The 18,229-nt window shown below is 63.1% G+C and carries 24 protein-coding genes; 13 read left to right on the top strand and 11 right to left on the bottom strand.

Going from position 1 to position 18,229, the window contains the following annotated elements:
- Positions 1 to 28 precede the first annotated feature (28 nt).
- The 3 genes from AC1D0I_RS17845 (at position 29) to AC1D0I_RS17855 (ending at position 1,978) form a co-directional block, all read left to right on the top strand.
- Positions 29 to 619 carry a DJ-1/PfpI family protein gene (locus AC1D0I_RS17845; protein ID WP_477227739.1) on the top strand — a complete coding sequence of 197 codons (591 nt, stop codon included), beginning with the start codon at positions 29 to 31 and terminating at the stop codon, positions 617 to 619.
- Between the two features lie 158 nt (positions 620 to 777).
- On the top strand, positions 778 to 1,188 hold the full coding sequence (locus tag AC1D0I_RS17850) for a hypothetical protein (protein ID WP_457150464.1): 411 nt from the start codon (positions 778 to 780) through the stop codon (positions 1,186 to 1,188).
- 70 nt (positions 1,189 to 1,258) lie between these two features.
- The gene (locus AC1D0I_RS17855; RefSeq protein ID WP_091578656.1) at positions 1,259 to 1,978 is read left to right on the top strand and encodes a helix-turn-helix transcriptional regulator; all 720 of its coding nucleotides are present in this window, start codon (positions 1,259 to 1,261) and stop codon (positions 1,976 to 1,978) included.
- A gap of 104 nt (positions 1,979 to 2,082) precedes the next feature.
- Here the strand turns inward: AC1D0I_RS17855 and AC1D0I_RS17860 are convergent, their stop codons facing one another.
- The 3 genes from AC1D0I_RS17860 to AC1D0I_RS17870 all read right to left on the bottom strand — a co-directional run bounded on the left by AC1D0I_RS17860 (position 2,083) and on the right by AC1D0I_RS17870 (position 4,478).
- On the bottom strand, positions 2,083 to 2,775 hold the full coding sequence (locus AC1D0I_RS17860) for a DUF1013 domain-containing protein (protein WP_095089368.1): 693 nt from the start codon (positions 2,773 to 2,775) through the stop codon (positions 2,083 to 2,085).
- A 347-nt stretch (positions 2,776 to 3,122) separates the two neighbouring features.
- Positions 3,123 to 3,263 (bottom strand): DUF1127 domain-containing protein, encoded by a 141-nt coding sequence (locus AC1D0I_RS17865; RefSeq protein WP_095089369.1) that lies wholly within the window; start codon positions 3,261 to 3,263, stop codon positions 3,123 to 3,125.
- A 204-nt stretch (positions 3,264 to 3,467) separates the two neighbouring features.
- Positions 3,468 to 4,478 carry an NAD(P)H-quinone oxidoreductase gene (locus AC1D0I_RS17870; RefSeq protein ID WP_477299943.1) on the bottom strand — a complete coding sequence of 337 codons (1,011 nt, stop codon included), beginning with the start codon at positions 4,476 to 4,478 and terminating at the stop codon, positions 3,468 to 3,470.
- Positions 4,479 to 4,590: 112 nt separating this feature from the next.
- On the opposite strand from AC1D0I_RS17870, the gene AC1D0I_RS17875 reads away from it, so the two are divergent.
- The 3 genes from AC1D0I_RS17875 to AC1D0I_RS17885 all read left to right on the top strand — a co-directional run bounded on the left by AC1D0I_RS17875 (position 4,591) and on the right by AC1D0I_RS17885 (position 6,415).
- On the top strand, positions 4,591 to 4,785 hold the full coding sequence (locus AC1D0I_RS17875; RefSeq protein ID WP_477299944.1) for a DUF1192 domain-containing protein: 195 nt from the start codon (positions 4,591 to 4,593) through the stop codon (positions 4,783 to 4,785).
- Between the two features lie 86 nt (positions 4,786 to 4,871).
- On the top strand, positions 4,872 to 6,119 hold the full coding sequence (locus AC1D0I_RS17880; RefSeq protein ID WP_095089372.1) for an MFS transporter: 1,248 nt from the start codon (positions 4,872 to 4,874) through the stop codon (positions 6,117 to 6,119).
- Positions 6,120 to 6,151: 32 nt separating this feature from the next.
- Entirely contained in the window at positions 6,152 to 6,415 is a 264-nt protein-coding gene (locus AC1D0I_RS17885; protein WP_095089373.1) for an ArsR/SmtB family transcription factor, read from the top strand.
- Positions 6,416 to 6,441: 26 nt separating this feature from the next.
- Here the strand turns inward: AC1D0I_RS17885 and AC1D0I_RS17890 are convergent, their stop codons facing one another.
- The 5 genes from AC1D0I_RS17890 to AC1D0I_RS17910 form a co-directional block, all read right to left on the bottom strand.
- The gene (locus AC1D0I_RS17890) at positions 6,442 to 6,906 is read right to left on the bottom strand and encodes an SRPBCC family protein (protein ID WP_095089374.1); all 465 of its coding nucleotides are present in this window, start codon (positions 6,904 to 6,906) and stop codon (positions 6,442 to 6,444) included.
- Positions 6,907 to 6,962: 56 nt separating this feature from the next.
- Entirely contained in the window at positions 6,963 to 7,436 is a 474-nt protein-coding gene (locus AC1D0I_RS17895) for an SRPBCC family protein (RefSeq protein WP_477396731.1), read from the bottom strand.
- A gap of 11 nt (positions 7,437 to 7,447) precedes the next feature.
- Positions 7,448 to 7,783, bottom strand: coding sequence for an ArsR/SmtB family transcription factor (locus AC1D0I_RS17900; protein WP_095089377.1), 336 nt, complete (start codon positions 7,781 to 7,783; stop codon positions 7,448 to 7,450).
- 5 nt (positions 7,784 to 7,788) lie between these two features.
- Positions 7,789 to 8,445 (bottom strand): glutathione S-transferase family protein, encoded by a 657-nt coding sequence (locus AC1D0I_RS17905; RefSeq protein WP_477396732.1) that lies wholly within the window; start codon positions 8,443 to 8,445, stop codon positions 7,789 to 7,791.
- A 122-nt stretch (positions 8,446 to 8,567) separates the two neighbouring features.
- Positions 8,568 to 9,404, bottom strand: coding sequence for an alpha/beta fold hydrolase (locus AC1D0I_RS17910; protein ID WP_477396734.1), 837 nt, complete (start codon positions 9,402 to 9,404; stop codon positions 8,568 to 8,570).
- A gap of 100 nt (positions 9,405 to 9,504) precedes the next feature.
- On the opposite strand from AC1D0I_RS17910, the gene AC1D0I_RS17915 reads away from it, so the two are divergent.
- The 3 genes from AC1D0I_RS17915 to AC1D0I_RS17925 all read left to right on the top strand — a co-directional run bounded on the left by AC1D0I_RS17915 (position 9,505) and on the right by AC1D0I_RS17925 (position 10,938).
- Positions 9,505 to 10,026 (top strand): winged helix-turn-helix transcriptional regulator, encoded by a 522-nt coding sequence (locus AC1D0I_RS17915; protein WP_477396736.1) that lies wholly within the window; start codon positions 9,505 to 9,507, stop codon positions 10,024 to 10,026.
- A 77-nt stretch (positions 10,027 to 10,103) separates the two neighbouring features.
- Positions 10,104 to 10,337, top strand: a complete 234-nt coding sequence (locus AC1D0I_RS17920; RefSeq protein ID WP_095089622.1) for a hypothetical protein — start codon at positions 10,104 to 10,106, stop codon at positions 10,335 to 10,337.
- A gap of 169 nt (positions 10,338 to 10,506) precedes the next feature.
- A complete protein-coding gene (locus tag AC1D0I_RS17925; RefSeq protein ID WP_477396738.1) occupies positions 10,507 to 10,938 on the top strand; it encodes a GlcG/HbpS family heme-binding protein in 432 nt (143 codons plus the stop codon).
- 127 nt (positions 10,939 to 11,065) lie between these two features.
- Here AC1D0I_RS17925 and AC1D0I_RS17930 read toward each other — a convergent pair whose 3' ends face one another.
- The 3 genes from AC1D0I_RS17930 to AC1D0I_RS17940 form a co-directional block, all read right to left on the bottom strand.
- The gene (locus AC1D0I_RS17930; protein WP_477396740.1) at positions 11,066 to 11,467 is read right to left on the bottom strand and encodes a hypothetical protein; all 402 of its coding nucleotides are present in this window, start codon (positions 11,465 to 11,467) and stop codon (positions 11,066 to 11,068) included.
- Between the two features lie 279 nt (positions 11,468 to 11,746).
- Positions 11,747 to 11,929, bottom strand: coding sequence for a 50S ribosomal protein L32 (gene rpmF, locus AC1D0I_RS17935; RefSeq protein ID WP_008834724.1), 183 nt, complete (start codon positions 11,927 to 11,929; stop codon positions 11,747 to 11,749).
- Positions 11,930 to 12,070: 141 nt separating this feature from the next.
- Positions 12,071 to 12,832, bottom strand: a complete 762-nt coding sequence (locus tag AC1D0I_RS17940; protein ID WP_095089384.1) for a biosynthetic peptidoglycan transglycosylase — start codon at positions 12,830 to 12,832, stop codon at positions 12,071 to 12,073.
- A gap of 78 nt (positions 12,833 to 12,910) precedes the next feature.
- Here AC1D0I_RS17940 and AC1D0I_RS17945 point away from each other — a divergent pair, with 78 nt between their 5' ends.
- From AC1D0I_RS17945 to AC1D0I_RS17960, 4 genes are all read left to right on the top strand, one after another.
- Positions 12,911 to 13,828, top strand: a complete 918-nt coding sequence (locus tag AC1D0I_RS17945; RefSeq protein ID WP_477227730.1) for a polyprenyl synthetase family protein — start codon at positions 12,911 to 12,913, stop codon at positions 13,826 to 13,828.
- Between the two features lie 267 nt (positions 13,829 to 14,095).
- Positions 14,096 to 14,554, top strand: a complete 459-nt coding sequence (locus AC1D0I_RS17950; protein ID WP_457150452.1) for a (2Fe-2S)-binding protein — start codon at positions 14,096 to 14,098, stop codon at positions 14,552 to 14,554.
- Positions 14,555 to 14,556: 2 nt separating this feature from the next.
- Positions 14,557 to 15,921, top strand: a complete 1,365-nt coding sequence (locus AC1D0I_RS17955; protein ID WP_477396742.1) for a c-type cytochrome — start codon at positions 14,557 to 14,559, stop codon at positions 15,919 to 15,921.
- Positions 15,914 to 18,214: a xanthine dehydrogenase family protein molybdopterin-binding subunit gene (locus AC1D0I_RS17960; RefSeq protein WP_477396744.1), complete on the top strand. Its 2,301-nt coding sequence runs from the start codon at positions 15,914 to 15,916 to the stop codon at positions 18,212 to 18,214. The genes AC1D0I_RS17955 and AC1D0I_RS17960 overlap by 8 nt, the downstream gene beginning before the upstream one ends.
- The last annotated feature ends 15 nt before the right edge of the window (positions 18,215 to 18,229 follow it).

The following is an 18,229-nucleotide window of genomic DNA, read 5'->3' on the forward strand; positions in this document are numbered from 1 at the left end:
GTCCGGCGCGCAAGGGAGGAGCGAGCTCATGCCCAAACAGAAGCAGATCGGCTTTCTTTTCATCGACGGCTTTGCCGACTGGGAATATGGGCTGCTGGCGGCCTCGGCGGTCGAATGGTTCGGTGCGCGCGCCGTATCGCTGACGCCCGGTGGCAAGCCAGTGACCGGGATCAGCGGTTTTCAGTTGACACCAGATCGCTCTGCTGAAGCTGGGGAGAATGCCGATCTCGACGCCATCGTCGTCATCGGCTCCGACCAGTGGACAGGCAAGGCGCCACCGGATGCGGCAGACCTGCTCACCGCTGTTGCGTCGCGCGGCGGCGTCGTTGGCGGTGTCTGCGCCGGCACGTTGGCGCTGGCCCGAGCCGGCCTGTTCGAGAAGGCCAGGCACACCAGCAATGGCCGCGATTGGATCAACAGTCATGAAGCCGGCTATCCCGGCAACGGCAACTATCAGGACGTGCCGCATGCCGTTGCCGACGGCGCTGTGGTTTCCGCGCCGGGCTCGGCGCCGGGCACATTCGCGCTCGCCTTCCTGAAGACGCTCTATCCGGAAAGAAGCAGCGATCTCGCGCAGATGCGGACGCTGTTCGCCAAGGAGTATGCTGAAGCCTCCTGACAGTATGCTGTCAGGATAGACGTGCAATAGGTGTCGCGAGCAAACTCACTTCGGGAGAAACGCATGGCTTCCATTGCTGCAAAAGCTTCGGCCTGGTTTCAGATTCCCGTCACTGACATGGACAGGACAGGAGCCTTCTACGGGAAGGGCCTCGCGGAATGGTGAAGAGCTGGAACGACAGGCTGAATACGCCCGGTATCAACGGCGTGAAGCCGACGCCGCGCACGATGGCCGATGTCATCGAGGGCCAGCCGATGCTGGTGCCGACTGCACGCCAGGTCGATGATTTCATCCGCTCGATCCCGGAAGGCGTGGAGATGGATGTCCGCGCCCTGCGCACGGCGCTTGCCATCGAGCACGGCGCCGAAGTGACATGCCCGGTCACCATCGGCTATCATCTGCGCACTGTTGCCGAGGCCGCCAACGAGGATCTCGAGCGCGGCATGACACTGAGCGATATTGCGCCGTTCTGGCGCGTGCTCGACTCGAACACGCCGACCACGAGAAAACTGTCCTTCGGCGCGGCATTCGTCGCCGCGCAGCGCAAGCGCGAAGGGCTGAAACCATGATGCATGCCGCCCCAAAACTGTTCTGCGGTTTTGGGCGGCATGCATAGAAACAACGCCGAGGGACCAAACGATGCGCCGCGCCGACAGGCTCTTCCAGATCGTGCAGCATCTGCGCGGTGGCCGTCTGGTCACCGCCCAGAAGCTCGGCACATGGCTCGAGGTTTCCGAGCGAACCATCTACCGCGATATCGCCGACCTGCAGTCGACCGGAGTGCCTATCGACGGCGAGGCCGGGGTTGGCTACATGATGAGGGAGGGTTTCGACCTTCCGCCGCTGATGTTCACGCGTGACGAGATCGTCGCGCTGGTTGCCGGCGCCCGCATGGTGCGCGCCTTTGGCGGCGCCGCCATGGCGCGCGCTGCCGACGAGGCGCTGGTCAAGATCGGTGCGGTGCTGCCGGATGCCGAGAAGGACCGCATCGCCCGCACCGAGATCCACACGCCGATGTGGGTGGTCAGCGACGCCGCCCGCGAAGCGATCGACCTGATCGAGCGCGCGGTCGAAAAGCGCCAGGTTCTGACCATCGACTATAGCGACGAGGCCGGCCGCGGCACCGCACGCGATATCCGTCCGCTCGGCCTGTGGTTCTGGGGCAAGGTGTGGACGCTGGTCGCCTGGTGCGAGATGCGTGACGACTTTCGCGCCTTCCGCATCGATCGCATCGCTTCGGTGGTCATCGCCGGCCGCATCTTCAAGCCGGAGCGAGGCAAGCAGCTTGCCGACTTCTATCGGGCAGTGGAGCGCAGCGAGGATTACGGCATGGCGCCGGACCGTGCGGCGCGGACCTAGAGCAACTCCAGGAAATGGGTGAACGGCGTCAAAGTAAAAAGGGACTGCCGGACCGCACAAAAAAAGCCCGCTCGAAGCGGGCTTTTTGTTGGGTGTCGGAAATATCACTCGTCGTCGTTGTCCGTGTTCTTCGACTTCAGGGCCGAGAGCTTGGCGAAAACGGCGTTGGCGTCGAGCTCGGCGTCCTCGTCCTTCGGCTTCTCCGGAGCCGGCACCAGCCGCTCGGTCAAGGCCGCYGGCAAAAGCGTGTCGCCGACCGGCTGCGCCTGTTCGCGGCCACGCGAAGCGCGGTTGACTTCCATGTCGAGGTCGATCTGCGAGGCGAGACCCAGCGTCACCGGGTCCATCGGCTGCAGATTGGCCGAGTTCCAGTGCTTGCGCTCGCGAATCTGCTCGATCGTCGACTTGGTGGTGCCGACGAGGCGGGAGATCTGCGCATCTTTCAGTTCGGGATGGTTGCGCACCAGCCAGAGAATGGCATTCGGCCGGTCCTGGCGCTTAGACAGAGGCGTGTAGCGCGGACCCTTGCGCTTGGATTCCGGCACCCGCACCTTGGGGTCCGAAAGCTTCAGGCGCTGGTTCGGATCCTTTTCGGCGCGCGCAATCTCGTCGCGGGTCAACTGGCCGGTCATGATCGGATCCATGCCCTTGATGCCTTGCGCCGATTCGCCGTCGGCGATCGCCTTGACCTCGAGCGGATGTAGCCCACAGAACTGCGCGATCTGCTCGAAAGAAAGCGCGGTGTTGTCGACCAGCCAGACGGCAGTCGCCTTGGGCATCAGCAGCGTATTGGCCATTCTAAAAATCCTTCTCGTTCGCCCGCGTTCCCGCGCGGGCGGTGGTTTAGAGCCACCAAAATGGGAAATTCGCGGCCTGTATAGCCGCTCCGTCGCCGCTTCGCAATGTTTTTGGATGTCATCGGCCAGAAACCGTGGCCCGCGACCACTGGAACGGCTCCGCGCTCTTGAGCAGCGACAAACTGGCTTTGCCGACGGAGGCCGCGGTCGACCGGCTCTGGTCGTCCGACCCCCAGAACGACAAAACCCGCCGGACTGGGTCCAGCGGGCTCGGAACCGCGACGGGATCCGTCTGATGCGGCTCTGGCTTCTACGGCACCGTCCGCCTGCGCGGACCGTGCTCGGCTTTAGATGGCCTTGCGGGCGATCTTTTCGATGTCGGCGCGGTTGATGCCGAGATCGTTGAGCTGACGTGCGTTGAGACTGTTCAGTTCGCGCACAGTCTCGGTGTACCTACGCCAGTTACGGAAAGCGCGGATCGGGTTCATGGTAGTCCTCCAAATGGGTTGTTCGTTTCGGTGATGCTCAAATAGTCATCATCGATCAGGACTTGAACGGCCGTTTTTGCATAGCAATGATGCAAATGCTGCATTGCACCATTAAGCCTCTGTTCATCTTGTAGGCAGGGAGGCGCACGACCAGGATGTGTCGAGATTCAGGTCAGTCCCGCAGCAGCTGAAACTCGATGCGGCCTAGCCGACGTCGAGCACGATCTTGCCGATGTGCTCGCCCTCCTCCATCCGCTCATGCGCCCGCCAGGCCTCGCTGAGCGGGAAGATCATGTCCATCACGGGAGCGACCTTGCGCGTGCCGAGCAACGGCCACACCTGCGCCTCCAGCGCTGCCGCGATCGCCGCCTTGAATTCGACGGTGCGCGGCCTCAGCGTCGACCCCGTATGGGTCAGCCGCTTGACCATGATCTTCGAGAAGTCGGCGCTCGCCACGGCGCCGCCCTGCACGGCAATCTGCACAATGCGACCCTCAATCGCCGCGGCCTCGTAGTTGCGCGCCACATAGTCACCGCCGACCATGTCGAGGATGACATTGGCGCCTTTGCCAGCGGTCGCCTCCTTGACCGCAGCGACGAAATCCTCCTCGCGATAGTTGATCGCCCGGTCGGCGCCGAGCTTCAGGCAGGCGTCGCACTTCTCCTTGCTGCCGGCGGTGGTGATGACATTAGCGCCGAAAGCCGAGCCAAGCTGGATCGCCGTGGTGCCGATGCCGGACGAGCCGCCATGGACGAGCAGTGTCTCGCCGCTCTTCAGGCCGCCGCGCTCGAACACGTTGTGCCAGACGGTGAAGTAGTTTTCCGGCACCGCTGCGGCTTCGGTGTGGGTAAAGCCGGCCGGCAGCGGCAGCACACTGCCGGCGTGAACCTTGACATATTCGGCATAGCCTCCGCCGGGTGTGAGCGCGCAGACGCGGTCGCCGATGCGCCAGCGCGATATGTCATCGCCAAGGGCGGCCACTTCGCCCGACACCTCGAGGCCGGGCAGGTCGGACGCGCCGGCCGGCGGCGGGTAGGCGCCTTTGCGCTGCTGGATGTCGGGCCGGTTCACGCCGGCGGCGTGCACCTTGATCAGGATCTCGCCGGGGCCCGGCTGCGGCACGTCGCGCGTTTCGGGTTTCAGCACCCGGGGGCCGCCCGGCACCGAGATCGCGATGGCCGTCATTCTTGCCGGAATTTTCTGTCCGCTCGCCATGTGATTTCCCGTCTTTCCTCGCCGTTATCCGACCGGCCGTTTGCATCGACGCCCCTGCCCTATGTATGCTGATTGCCAAATCAGGCAAATGGCCAATGTGGGAGGAGCGACGATGGCGATCTTCGACGACGAACCCAAGAAGAAGGCGCGCCCGCACGAGATCGGGCAGGAGCTGTCGCTGCTTTCGGTCGGTGAATTGACCGAGCGGATCGGTATCCTGCGCGATGAGATCACCCGCCTGGAAAACGAGCTCAAGGCCAAGGACAGCACCAAATCGGCCGCCGAAGCACTGTTCCGTCGCGGATAGAGGCTGGCGCAGGGCCCGCCGCCGAAAAGCCCGAATGCGACTGTCTTCAGACCCAGCGTCCCCGCCAACCCGAGCCGGATCAAACAATGTTCGCAACCTACCGACCGATCCTCTCGCTGCTTCGCGGCACCGCCTTCCTGCTCGCGGCGTCTGGATTGCACGGGCTGCTGTTGCCGCTCCGCGGTCAGTTGGAAGGCTTCTCGACCGCATCGCTTGGCCTGATGGGCACGGCCTGGGCCGGCGGCTTCGTCACCGGCTGTTTCTTTGCACCGCGCATCGTGCGCCGTGCCGGGCACGTGCGCGCCTTCGGCGCCTTTGCCGCATCGGGCGCCATCGTGGCGCTGCTCACCGGACTGATCATCGACGAGTATGTCTGGATCCTGCTGCGCGCCTTCACCGGCTTCACCATGGCCGGCGCCTTCATGGTCATTGAAAGCTGGCTGAACGAAAAGGCCACCAACGAGAACCGCGGCACCATCTTCGGCCTCTATATGATGGTCACCTATGCCTCGATCATGGGCGGACAGATGATCGTCGCTGGCGGCGACGTGAAATCGGCCTCCCTGTTCATGATCACCGGCATCCTGTTTTGCCTGTCACTGCTCCCGACCGCGGTTTCGACCGCTTCCCACCCCAAGCCGCTGCAGGATGTCTCGCTCGACGTCAAAGGCCTTTATGTCAATTCGCCGGTGTCGGCTGTCGCTTGCGTCCTGATCGGCATCGCCAACGGCGCCTGGGGCACCCTTGGCGCCGTCTATGGCGCCCGCATCCGCATTCCCACGGCCGAGATCGCCCTGATGATGAGCCTGGTGGTCGTTGCCGGTGCCGCCATGCAGCTTCCTGCAGGGCGCCTCTCGGACAAGACCGACCGGCGTTTCGTGCTGGCAGGTGCTGCCTTCGGCGCGGCCTTGGTTGCGCTTGCCATCTTCGTGTTCGAGCCACGCTCCAGCGTCTTCGTCATCGTCTTCACGGCGGCCTATGGCGGCTTCGCCTATACGCTCTATTCGATCGCGGTGGCGCATGCCAACGACCACGCCCGCGCCGAGGATTTCGTCAAGGTGTCGGGCGGCCTGCTTCTGCTCTACGGCTTCGGCACGATGATCGGACCTCTGCTGGCAGCCGCCTTGATGGGCTGGACGCGCCCGGAAGGCCTGTTCTTGGCGACCGCTTTCGCGCATGTCTGCCTGGCGGCCTATACGTTGCTGCGCATCAGCCGCCGTGCTCCGGTGCCGATCGAAGATCGTGACGCCTTCAAGACGCAACCGGCCGACCGGTCGGTCACGCCGGAAGCATTGCGGCTTGATCCCAGAAGAAAAGCAGAAGCAGACAGTTGAGATTCGAAAGGCTTTGCCTCACTAATAAAGGCATGATGTTTTCCGACGCCTTCATGGCGATTGCCGATCCCAACCGGCGCCATCTTCTGGAAGAACTTCGCCGCGGCCCGAAAACCGTCAACGAGTTGGCTGCGGGTTTGCCTGTATCGCGCCCGGCCGTTTCGCAACATTTGAAAGTGCTGCTCGATGCAGGGCTGGTCAACGCTAAGGCCGAAGGCACCAGGCGCGTCTATACGGTGAGCAATCCCGGCTTCCTCAAACTCAACATCTGGCTCGATCAGTTCTGGGAAGCCTGACGGCTCCGCCGTATCGGCAACGCAGTTCAAGCTTCCTCGCGCAAGAAAGCGCCGAGCGCATCAAGCAGTTCTCCTGTGCCATGCTCGCGTGTGGCCGACGTATCGTGGCCGTCGAGGAAGGCGCCCTGTTCCGTCATCACAAGCCGCGTGCCATCGCCCTCGGCAAGCAGCTCGATCGTGGCCAGTGACACCGAGACACGGGTTTCGCCGAACAACAACTCATAGCTGTAGACGATGCGCTGGTCCGGCACGATGTCTTGATAGACAGCATTGAAAAAATGCATCTGGCCATCGCTCGGACAGCCGGCATTGACCTCCTTGCCGCCGATACGGAAATCCATTTCATGCCTGCTGGGCACCGGATCGTGCGGATCCGCGAACCAGCGCCGTTTGGCCGCCGGATTGCTTAGCGCGAAGTAGACTTTTGCGGGCGACGCTGGGTAGCTGCGCTCGATGACGAAGGTGGAATGGACGACGGAACGTTCGGTCATGGGATTCTCCTCGATGGATGGATTGAATTCAGAGCATGATCCTCATCGATGGATCGTCAGGCACCGGCGGTCTCGGGCACGAATTCGGCAGCCAGATTGTCCAGCGCCGCGCTGAATCCGGCCTCGCTGCCGGCGATCATGTCCTTGTCGCCGAAGGCAGCGATCTGGTCGGTCAGCACCAGCCGCGTGCACGCACCGAGCGGCTGAAGCTCTATCGTGATCAGCGAGGCGGACAGCCGGTCCCACCCTTCGCAGACGAGTTCGGTCGAGACGATGCGCTGCTCAGGCACGATATCGACGTAGCGGTTTTCGACCCGGTAGATCAGACTGCCACGCGGACCGCAGCGGCTGACATCCAGCCCGCCGACGCGGAAATCGGCCTTGTCGTAGACCAGTTCGGCAGTCTTTGAAGGCGCGCCCCAGCGCATGCGGGCCTCCGGGTCGGCAAAGGCCTGGAACACGCGCGCCGGCACAGCGTCGTAGGTGCGCTCCAGCACGATGGTCGAATGAATCACGGAACGTTCCGTCATAATTGCCTCCTTCAGCTTTTGTCCTTGGTCTCAGCCAGAAAATCGCCGAGCCGGTCCAGCCGGCGCTCCCAGACGAGACGCCGTTCATTGATCCAGTGTTCGGCTGCCCTCAGTGCCTTGGGTTCGATCTGGCAGGTGCGCACTCGACCGACCTTCTGTGTGCGCACGAGGCCGCTTGCCTCCAAAAGGTTCAGATGCTGGACGACGGCCGACAGCGACATCGCCAGCGGCTCGGCCAACTGGCTGACCGAAGCCGGGCCACGCGACAGCCGGTCGACCATCTGCCGCCGCGCCGGATCGGCGAGCGCTTGGAACATCAGATCGAGCTGGGCAGGATCGTGCAGCATTGCGATCAGCCGTTGTTGTAGGGAAAGAACTTGAAGTAGGGCTGCGCCTCCTCGATCACGCGGGCGAAAGCGGAGCGCTGCACCAGGCGGTCATGGTATCGCTTGACGGCCGGGTATTTGTCGCCGAACGGCTCGACCTTGTTGGCGTAGAAGAGTGCGGGAGACGCCGAACAATCGGCCATGCTGAAGGCGTCGCCCACCGCCCAGGTCTTCGTCTGCATCTCCTCTTCGACGATGGCGTAGGAATTGCGCAGCTGGGCGCGGGCCTGCTCGACGCCGAACGGATCGGTCTTGTGCTGCGGCCGCAACCGGTCGCCGACGATCTTCTGCATCGGTTCCTGCACATAGAAATCATAGAAGCGATCGCCCTGCCGGACGGTCAGCGCCAGGTCGATGTCGGCCGGGACGAGGTCGACCGGCCCCGGATAGTGGGCGGCCAGGTATTCGACGACGATGGTCGATTCCAGCACCGTGCGGTCACGCGCATCGTCGCGCAGGGCCGGCATCTTGCCGGTCGGCGAAATCTTCAGGAAGGCCGCGCGCGACTCGGTGTCGCCGAGATCGACGATAACCGGCGCGAACGGTATGCCGTTCTCATACAGCGCGATCAGCGGTTTCCAGCAGAAGGAGGCCAGCGGATGGAAATGAAGCGTCAGGGACATTTTTTGCTCGTCTGTTTCGAGATGCGCCGGTGGTCGGTGCCATGCTGCTTGCCAGGATTAACACTGAAGCATTTACTTAACTATTGCGGCGGGCCTTGCTCGTCAAGCCCGCGCAGGATGGCTCAATTGGCTTGGGCGTGGTCGACGACGGCGGCGACCATCACAGCCCAGTCGTCCGGGTGCAGCTCGTGGCCGCCACCTTCGATCCGAAGGATTTTCGCACCGGCGACGGTCTCGGTCAGTGCATCGCCGTGCTCGACCGGAAAGATCGGATCGGTGGTGCCGTGGATGACCAGCAGCGGCGCCGTCATCTCGCGCAGGCGCCCCTTCCAAGCGTTGCCACCCCTGACCATGAAGTGGTTGGTCGCGCTCAGCAAACCGCCGGATCGATCGTAATCCTGTTCGATGAAGGTCCGCATCCCGGTCTCATCGAACGGATGTACGGTGCTTGCGATCGCTAGCGTATCCTTGACCATGAAATCGACCACCTGGCCACGGTCCGACCAATCGACTTTCGCGCCGTCGGCCGAATGCTTGATATAGGCATCGCTCGTTTGTGGCAGATGCGATGTGTCGATCCCCAGGGGCGAGCTGCTGATCACGGTCAGCGAAGCGACACGGGACGGGTGCTTGAGCGCCACAAGCTGGGCGATCATGCCGCCCATGGACATGCCGACGACATGCGCCTTGCCGACGCCGTGGTCGTCGAGAACGCGCATCGCGTCGTCAGCCATGTCGTCGAATGTGTAGGGTGGCTCGCCCGGCGGATATTTGGTCGAACGGCCGGTATCGCGATTGTCATAGCGGATGACGAACAGGCCGCCATCGGCCAGTTTCCGGCACAGCGCCTCCGGCCACCAGAGCATCGAGGCCATCGATCCCATGATCAGCAACAGCGGCGGGTTTGCCGGATCGCCAAAGGCCTCGGATACGATCTTGGGGCGCTCAATAGTTGTCATGGCTCGGTCTCCTCCTCAGCAATACTGATTGCTTTTTGCAATCGGTTGCACGATAATAAAACTGATACGATAATGCAACCGGTTTTGCGGAGAAAATCTCATGAGCATGGATCGCCGGTCCGGATGCCCGATCAACCTGTCGCTCGAAGTGTTCGGCGACCGCTGGAGCCTGATCATCCTTCGCGACATGATTTTTGGCGGCAGGCGCCACTTTCGCGAGCTGCTCAACGGATCGATGGAGGGCATTGCCTCCAACATCCTCGCCGACCGGCTGAAGCGGCTGATGGGACTGGGCATGCTGACCAAGGCCGACGATCCCAGCCACAAGCAGAAGGCGATCTACAGTCTGACCGAGATGGCGATCACCCTGGTGCCGATCCTGGCCCACCTCGGCGCCTGGGGCCGCGTCTGGTTGCCGGTCAGCGCGGAACTCTCGATCCGCGCCGAGCTTCTGGAGAAGGGCGGGCCGCAGATGTGGGACAAGTTCATGGACGAGTTGCGCCACGAGCATCTCGGCATGCCGCTCGATACATCGGCTGGCCCCTCTGTCCGTGCGACCCTGCAGGCCGCCTATGAGGCCGTGGTCGCCAGCAAGGCCCCCGGCGCCAGCCCGGCCGCTTGACCAACATATTTTCCCGTTTGAGGCCCGGCTCTGCTAGAAGGGGCGGAAAATCACAATTCACGGGATTGGATAAGGTCTTGGTTGAGAACTCTCGGGATGCTGCCCGCGCGCGTGCTGACCTGCGTTTCAAGAAGCAGGAAGAGGCGGCAACCGTCCGCCAGAAGGCGATGGCCGAATACGTCGCCGAGAGCGACGCCCGCCAGGCCAAGACCAACAAGCTGCGGGCGCTGCGTCTCGCCAAGGAAGCGGAAGACCTTGCCAACGCACCGATGGCACCCGCCAAGAAGCCTGCCCGAGCCAAGAAAAAATAGCGCTGCCGGCCGGCACGATCGACTGCAGGTCTGGAAGCTGCAAAATGGAAACGCCATATCCGGATCGTTCCATTCCACCTCTTAACGCGAAGCAATTTCAACCGAAACCGGGATTTTGCCATGTCCGTCGACGGTCGATGATCGGCGCGTTTTCAAACAGGAGACTGCCATGACCGCGCTGCCGCTCGAAAAAGCCAGGCAAATCATCGATGCCGCCTTTGCCAGGGGCGCCGATCTCAAGCTCAAGCCGCTGGGCGTCTCGGTGCTTGACGCCGGCGGCCATCTGGTCGCCTTCCAGCGCCAGGACGGCGCCTCGTTCCTGCGCCCGCAAATGTCGGCCGGCAAGGCTTATGGCGCGCTCGCCATCGGCATGGGCTCGCGCCGCGTCGAAGCCTTCGCCAAGGAGCGCCCGCATCTCGTCGCCGGCATCTCGGACGTGTCTGGCGGCCGCGTGCTGCCGGTCGTCGGCGGCGTGCTGATCCGCGACATGGCCGGCGCCATCATCGGCGCTGTCGGCATTTCCGGCGATACGTCGGACAATGACGAAGCGGCCGCCATAGCCGGCATCGAAGCGGCCGGCTTCACTGCCGATCCGGGCTGAGCTATCACGGCCAAGGCTGTGTTGAGATTCAGGTCACCGGAGCGAAGCGTACCTTTAGGTACGTGAGCACCGGAAGCGCAGGAGGTAGCCGTTTGCAGGCCGGCATCACCTCAAGATCAATGCAGCGTTAATTCAGATTGATGTCTCTGCTCGCCGACCGCATCGACACCGCAAACCCCGCCAGCACGTCGAACAGCGCAATGACCATCAGCGTGAAGAAGATGGAATGTGCCGCGCCCTTCACCAGCAGGAACTCGACCAGGAACGCGACGAAGACCAGCGTCGACAACAGATGGTCCATGATAGAGGCGCTGGTCGTGCGCGCCGACTTCACCATTTCGGCGAAAAGGGAAATCAGCCCGATCAGCACTATCAGGTCGCCGAGAGTCATCGCGAACACCCCGCCCGACATCATGCGGAAGGAGAAGATTTCGTTCGCCCACGGATCGTCGCCGCCGCCGAATATTCCGAGCAGGCCGAGATTGTAGAGCACGAATGGCACGATCAAGAGCGGGACGGCACCGAACATCTGGCGTCTCCATATGGGGGCAATCTCTGTAGAATGCGCCACAGGCACGCCGTCAAGAATTTTCGTAAAATGCCACGAACACGGTCGAAGACCGGATGCAACAACCATGTCAGCCCCCGGCGCAACGATCCTGATGAATCGCCCACGCCAGGCATTTGGCGTTTGGCATAGGGTGAGCGGCCAAGCGACAATCTAGGCTGCCCGGTTATCGGCCCACCCAACGCAAAAGACCGGCCACCGGCCGGTCTTTCGAATACTCAATACGTCGAAAAGCTGGTCTCAGCTTTCCTTGGGCGTCAACACCTGGCGGCCGCGATACATGCCGGTCTTCAGGTCGATGTGGTGCGGACGGCGCATTTCGCCGGAATTCTTGTCCTCGACATAGGTCGGGGCCTTGAGGGCGTCGGCCGAGCGGCGCATGCCGCGCTTGGACGGAGAGGTTTTTCGTTTCGGAACGGCCATGGATATGCTCCATTACATGGTCAAAAAGCCCCGCCCGCCCTCGTGAAAGGGCCGTGTCGGGGCCGGAATCTGAGAAAGTCGGGTGCCTATACACGCCCTACGCCGTTTTGGCCAGCACTGCCGCGAATTTTTTTGAGCTGGCTACTGCAGACAGCCGACATACGCGCCGGAGCGGCCGGCCCGCCGCTCGATCAGGTTGGCAAGCCGTCTCAGGCCCGGCCCGGGCTTTGCCGGATTGCGGGCGATCGGATTTGGCAGGGAGACGGCGAGCAGGGCGGCCTGCCGTCGCGACAATTGTTTTGCCGAAACGCCGAAATGGTGCTGTGCGGCGGCTTCGATGCCATAGATGCCCGGCCCCCACTCGGCGATGTTGAGATAGATCTCCATGATGCGCCGTTTCGACATCACCGCGTCGAAATAGACGGCCAGCGGCAATTCGACCACCTTTCGCACCGAGCCCAGCGGTCGTGACCAGAGAAAGAGGTTCTTGACCGTCTGCATGGTGATGGTCGAGGCGCCGCGCGTTGCTTCGCCGGCCAGCGCATCGTCGACGACGCCCCTCAGTTCGCCGAGATCGACGCCGCGATGAAAGCAGAACTGCCCGTCCTCCGACATGATGACCGAATTGGCCAGCACAGGTGCAACGTCGTCGATCGACACCCAGCGGCGGTCATAACCCGAGAATGTCGCCAGGTCCTTCAGCATCAGCGTCGAGACCGGATGCACGAAGGACGGCAGATAGAGGAACGTCAGCACCGTTGGTATGAGCGCCAGCACCGCGGCCACGACGATCCCGCGCCGGACCCAGCGCTTGAGACCGCGGCGGTTCACGCTCCGCGATCTGGTCGCCATGTCCAGCTTTTCGGTTTCATGATCGACGATCGGTTCCGCCAAGCCGCCCAACCCGTGCTTCTCCCTGCTCCGGCATAATGGCGCTTGGCTTCTTGCGCAACGTCTGAGTGTCGGCTACCGGTCCCGACCATGACGAATGAGGACGAAATGGCGTTCGAAATGGCGCTCATCAGACGGGCAGCCGCCGTCGAGGTGCTGCTGCGGCGGTTGCTCGACGACCGCGCGCTTTCGGGCGAGATCACGCGGCCCGACCGCCTGATGGCGGCGATGCGCCACGGCGTGCTCAACGGCGGCAAGCGCCTGCGCCCTTTCCTGGTCATGGAAAGTGCCGCCCTTTTTTCCGCCGATGGCGAGGCAGCACTGCGCGTCGCGGCCGCCCTTGAATGCGTGCATTGCTATTCGCTGATCCACGATGATCTGCCCGCCATGGACGACGATGACCTGCGTCGCGGCCAGCCGACGGTGCACAAGGCCTTCGACGAGGCAACCGCCATTCTGGCCGGCGATGCCTTGCTGACGCTGGCCTTCGACATCATTGCCGACGAAGCGACCATGCTGCCGGCAGAGCGGCGCGCAGCCCTGGTGCTGGCGCTGGCCCGCGCGGCCGGGGCAGGCGGCATGGTCGGCGGCCAGAAGCTTGACCTCGAGGCCGAACAGGCGCCGCCGGACGAGGCCGGCATCATCCGGCTGCAGGCGATGAAGACCGGCGCGCTGATCCGCTTCGCCTGCGAGGCGGGGGCACTGGTCGCCGGCGCCCCGGCCGAGGACCGCGAGCGGCTGGCCGAATTCGGCTCGGCGATCGGCCTTGCTTTCCAGCTTGCCGACGACCTGCTCGACCTGACCGCCGATGCCAGCCAGATGGGCAAGGCAACCGGCAAGGATGCAGCCGCCGGCAAGGCGACGCTGGTGGCGCTGCACGGCGCGAACTGGGCGCGCAGCCAGCTTCACGGCCTCGTCGACCAGGCGCATGAATTGCTCGCGCCTTACGGGGAACAGGCGGCGCTGCTGAAAGAAGCGGCGACATTCGTGGCGACCCGTAACAACTGACGCTGGCCAGCCAAGACGTCGGCGCGATCGGATTGCGAAATCCGTCGCCACCGGCTCCAGACAATGGGGACCCGCGACGCACAAGGAGGTGGCACCCTCGCCACTGCTTTCAACTTTGCAAACAACCGCTCGGTTTGCCGATTGCGCGGGCCACCCGGCGGCGATCCCTTAAATGTGATCCAACCGATCCTACCTGCGGAGCTCCGGCCCCCTACAATTTGAAGAGGCGCTTATGCGACGGCTTCATGGTCAGGCAGGTACGGACATATGGTTACCCTTACGGTCAACGGACAATTGCGCACGGTCGATGTACCGGAGGACATGCCGCTTCTGTGGGTGCTGCGCGACCATCTCAATCTGGTCGGCACCAAATATGGTTGCGGCATCGCCCAATGCGGGGTTTGCACGGTGCATGTGGCAGGCAAGCCTGTGCGTTCCTGCCAACTGACCATTGGCGATGTCGGCACCCGCGCCGTCGTCACCATTGAAGGGATCGGCAACACGCCCAACGGCGCCAAGGTCCAGCAGGCCTGGATGGAAGCCGAAGTGCCGCAATGCGGCTATTGCCAGGCCGGCCAGATCATGTCGGCCACGGCGCTGCTGGACAGCAACCCGCAACCCGACGATTCCGACATTGACGCGGCCATGGCGGGCAATCTCTGCCGCTGCGGGACCTATATCCGCATCCGCCGAGCAATCAAGAACGCCGCTGCCAAGCCGGCCTGACCATGCAGAAAATCATCGGCACTGTCTTTGCTGTCATTGTCATCGCAGCGCTTGGTTTCGCCGGCTGGCTGTTTCTCGGCCGCGATCCGATGTCCTTTGCCGGCGGCTCGACCGTTGCGCTGGCGGATTACCATAGCGCCGATATCACCGGTGTTCCGGCCCAGCTCGCCAGTGCCGATCTGGTCAAGCGCGGCGAATACCTCGCCCATGCCGCAGACTGCCAAGCCTGCCATACCGCGCCGGGCGGCGCCCCCTTCTCGGGAGGTTTCGCCTTCAACATGCCGTTCGGCACGATCTATTCCACCAACATCACCCCGGACAAGCAAACCGGCATCGGCAACTACACCGATGCGCAGTTCCTGGCCGCTGTGCACAAGGGCATTCGCGCCGACGGCGAAAAGCTCTATCCCGCCATGCCCTACAGCTCCTACACCTACATGACCGACGCCGACGCGCTGGCCATCAAGGCGTACCTCTTCTCGCTGGCGCCGGTGCACGCCCCAACAAGGCAAGACCAGCTTTCCTGGCCCTTCAGCCAGCGCAGCCTGCTGGTGCTCTGGGATGTCATGTTCAATCCCGACAATCGTTTCCGCCCCAACGCCGGCCAGAGCCCGCAATGGAACAGAGGCGCCTATCTTGCCGAGGCATTGGGCCATTGCGGCGAATGCCATACACCGCGCAACCTGGCATATGGGCTGGACAATCACGGCAAATTCGCTGGCGCGCTGACCGCGGGCTGGCGCGCCTACAACGTCACCGGCGACAAGGCTTCAGGCATCGGCGACTGGAGCGACCAGGATCTCTATTCCTATCTTTCCACCGGTCATGCCAACGGTCATGGCGGCGCTGCTGGGCCGATGGGTGAGGCCACCGATGACAGCCTGAGCTATCTGTTGCCCGACGACACCCATGCCTTGATGGCGTACCTGCGCAGCATACCCGCCCATGCGAGTGACCTGCCCCGCACGGTCACGACCGCAGCGCCGGCGTCGTACAAGGAGGGCGTGGCGGCGGATGTCAATTCGCGTGGTGAAAAGATCTTCGCCGGCGCCTGCGCCAGCTGCCACGACTGGACCGGCGTGAGCCCGGTCACCGGCTATGCCACCCTGACCGGCGTGCGCGCGGTAAACGACCCCAGTGCCACGAATGTAGCGCAGACGATCATCAATGGCGTCAACCGCAAGACCGCCGAAGGCACGATCTTCATGCCGGCCTTTGGTGAGGGCTATTCGGACGACGACATCGCGGCCGTGGCCAACTATGTCACCGCCCGGTTTGGTGCCGAAGGCGCACATTTGGCAGGCAAGGATGTGGCCGGTCTGCGAAAGCAGGCGTCCCAGCAATCTAAGGAGGCACCCAATGGCTGACATTCAGTCCAACTTTGCCCAGTCCGATGCCTACCTCTCGGCGCTGATACGCGAGGTCCGTTCGGTCCCGCCGACCAGTGCGTCGGTGACAATGGGACGACGCACCTTCTTCAAGTTGGCCGGCGCGGGCGTAGCGGGGCTGGTGCTGGGCTTTCACCTTGGAGACGCAGCGTTCGCGGCGGATGGTGCGAACGTCGATACGGCAAGCACCAAGGACCAGGCGATGAACGCTTTCATCCGTATCGCCCCGGACAACACGATCACAATTTATTCCAAATGCCCGGAGATCGGCCAGGGCATCAAGACCTCCTTCGGCGTCATCATTGCCGATGAACTCGACGCCGATTGGAACCACGTCGTGATGGAGCAGGCGGACATCAATCCCAAGGTCTATGGCAGTCAAGGCGCGGGCGGTTCGACATCCATCCCGCATGCCTGGGACCAGCTGCGTCAGGCCGGTGCCGGCGCCAAGGCGATGCTCATCGCCGCAGCGGCCGGGCAATGGAAGGTGGACCCGTCGCAGATCACCGCCAGGGACTCGATCTTGACCCATGCCGCCAGCGGTCGGTCCGCAACCTATGGGTCACTTGCCGCCGCGGCGTCGAAAATGCCAGTGCCCGATCCCAAGAGCTTGACGCTGAAGGTTCGCGCCGAGTATCGCTTGATAGGCAAGCGCTATCGCGGTGTTGACGATCCCAAGGTCGTCAGTGGCCAGCCGCTGTTCGGCATCGATGTTCAACTCCCCGGCATGGTCTATGCGACCTACACCAAATGTCCGGCGGCGGGCGGCAAGGTCAAATCCTTCAACATCGACGAGATCAAGGCGCAACGCGGCGTGCTCGACGCCTTCGCCGTGGACGGCACGGGCATGGCGGTCGAAGTGATGCCGGGCGTGGCTATCGTCGCCAGGGACACCTGGAGCGCTTTCCAGGCCAAGAACAAGCTTCAGGTGGATTGGGACCTGAGCATGGCCTCGAAAGACTCCACGTCGCAATTCTCGGCCCAGGCCAGGAAGCTGGCGACAAATTTCCCGGAAAAGCCCGACGACAATGTCGGCGACGTGGACAGGGCCTTGGGCAATGCCGCCAAGACCGTGGAGGCCTATTACGAGTATCCTTTCGCCGCCCATGTGCCGCTTGAACCGATGAACACCACGGCGCACTACCATGACGGGGTGATGGAGATGTGGGTGCCTACCCAACAGCCCGATCGTGGCTTGCCGCTGATTGCAAAGGCTGCAGACATTCCGCCGGAGAAAGTCGTGATGCACCAGACCCGCGTCGGCGGCGGCTTCGGACGGCGGCTGGTCAATGACTATGCCTGCGAGGCGGCGGCTATCGCCAAGAAGGTCAGTGCCCCGGTCAAGCTGCAATGGACCCGCGAAGACGATTTCGCCCACGATTTCTACCGGCCCGCCGGCTACCATCAGTTCAAGGGCGCGATCGACAGAGGCGGCAGGCTCGACGCCTGGCAGGAACATTTCATCACCTTCACCGCCGACGGCAAGAAGGAAGCCACGGGCGCCAACCTCACCGACAATCTGAGATATTCGATCAAGGCGCCCAATCTGCGCCGCGCCAAGACAATGTTCCCCTTGAAGATTCCCACCGGAGCGTGGCGCGCGCCGGGCGACAATGCCCAGGTCTTCGCTGCCCAGAGCTTCATGCACGAACTGTCGCTCGCTTCCGGCCGCGATCATGTCGATTTCCTTATCGACGCCGTGAACCGCGACGTGCCTGGTCTGGCGCCCAAGGACAAAAGCGTCAACTTCAGCCCCAAGCGGGCCACCGACGTGATCAGGATGTGCTCCGAGAAGGCCGGGTGGGGCAAGAAGTTGGCGAATGGGAGCGGTTTGGGCCTGGCCTGGTGCTATTCCCACGCCGGCCATGTCGCACAGTCGATTGAGATCAGCGTGGACACCGACAAGCGGATCAAGATCGCGCGCATCGTGGTGGTGCTCGATGTCGGCCCCATCATTGACATGGCAGGGTCCGAAGCCCAGGCGCAGGGAGCGTCGACCGACGCACTCTCAACGGCCATGGGTCTCAAGATCAACATCGAAAACGGCCGCGTGCAGGAGCAGAATTACAATGCCTATCCGATCCTGCGCATGCCTTTCGCACCAATGACGATCGATGCCTATTTCATCCAGTCGGACAATCCACCGACCGGCATGGGCGAACCTGCTTTCCCGGCGCTGGCGCCCGCGCTGGGCAACGCCATCTTCGCCGCCACCGGAGAGCGCGTGCGCCGACTGCCATTGCGCGATCTGGGCTACTCGCTGGCGGTCTGAGAGATCAATCGATAT

The organism is Mesorhizobium sp. P2_D1, assembly GCF_056404455.1.

Bases quoted from the DNA above. Each gene is read 5' to 3' on its own strand.
- AC1D0I_RS17845 (WP_477227739.1), top strand. From the start codon at position 29: ATGCCCAAACAGAAGCAGATCGGCTTTCTTTTCATCGACGGCTTTGCC.
- AC1D0I_RS17850 (WP_457150464.1), top strand. From the start codon at position 778: ATGGTGAAGAGCTGGAACGACAGGCTGAATACGCCCGGTATCAACGGC.
- AC1D0I_RS17855 (WP_091578656.1), top strand. From the start codon at position 1,259: ATGCGCCGCGCCGACAGGCTCTTCCAGATCGTGCAGCATCTGCGCGGT.
- AC1D0I_RS17865 (WP_095089369.1), bottom strand. From the start codon at position 3,263: ATGAACCCGATCCGCGCTTTCCGTAACTGGCGTAGGTACACCGAGACT.
- AC1D0I_RS17870 (WP_477299943.1), bottom strand. From the start codon at position 4,478: ATGGCGAGCGGACAGAAAATTCCGGCAAGAATGACGGCCATCGCGATC.
- AC1D0I_RS17875 (WP_477299944.1), top strand. From the start codon at position 4,591: ATGGCGATCTTCGACGACGAACCCAAGAAGAAGGCGCGCCCGCACGAG.
- AC1D0I_RS17880 (WP_095089372.1), top strand. From the start codon at position 4,872: ATGTTCGCAACCTACCGACCGATCCTCTCGCTGCTTCGCGGCACCGCC.
- AC1D0I_RS17885 (WP_095089373.1), top strand. From the start codon at position 6,152: ATGATGTTTTCCGACGCCTTCATGGCGATTGCCGATCCCAACCGGCGC.
- AC1D0I_RS17890 (WP_095089374.1), bottom strand. From the start codon at position 6,906: ATGACCGAACGTTCCGTCGTCCATTCCACCTTCGTCATCGAGCGCAGC.
- AC1D0I_RS17895 (WP_477396731.1), bottom strand. From the start codon at position 7,436: ATGACGGAACGTTCCGTGATTCATTCGACCATCGTGCTGGAGCGCACC.
- AC1D0I_RS17900 (WP_095089377.1), bottom strand. From the start codon at position 7,783: ATGCTGCACGATCCTGCCCAGCTCGATCTGATGTTCCAAGCGCTCGCC.
- AC1D0I_RS17905 (WP_477396732.1), bottom strand. From the start codon at position 8,445: ATGTCCCTGACGCTTCATTTCCATCCGCTGGCCTCCTTCTGCTGGAAA.
- AC1D0I_RS17910 (WP_477396734.1), bottom strand. From the start codon at position 9,404: ATGACAACTATTGAGCGCCCCAAGATCGTATCCGAGGCCTTTGGCGAT.
- AC1D0I_RS17915 (WP_477396736.1), top strand. From the start codon at position 9,505: ATGAGCATGGATCGCCGGTCCGGATGCCCGATCAACCTGTCGCTCGAA.
- AC1D0I_RS17925 (WP_477396738.1), top strand. From the start codon at position 10,507: ATGACCGCGCTGCCGCTCGAAAAAGCCAGGCAAATCATCGATGCCGCC.
- AC1D0I_RS17930 (WP_477396740.1), bottom strand. From the start codon at position 11,467: ATGTTCGGTGCCGTCCCGCTCTTGATCGTGCCATTCGTGCTCTACAAT.
- rpmF (WP_008834724.1), bottom strand. From the start codon at position 11,929: ATGGCCGTTCCGAAACGAAAAACCTCTCCGTCCAAGCGCGGCATGCGC.
- AC1D0I_RS17945 (WP_477227730.1), top strand. From the start codon at position 12,911: ATGACGAATGAGGACGAAATGGCGTTCGAAATGGCGCTCATCAGACGG.
- AC1D0I_RS17950 (WP_457150452.1), top strand. From the start codon at position 14,096: ATGGTTACCCTTACGGTCAACGGACAATTGCGCACGGTCGATGTACCG.
- AC1D0I_RS17955 (WP_477396742.1), top strand. From the start codon at position 14,557: ATGCAGAAAATCATCGGCACTGTCTTTGCTGTCATTGTCATCGCAGCG.
- AC1D0I_RS17960 (WP_477396744.1), top strand. From the start codon at position 15,914: ATGGCTGACATTCAGTCCAACTTTGCCCAGTCCGATGCCTACCTCTCG.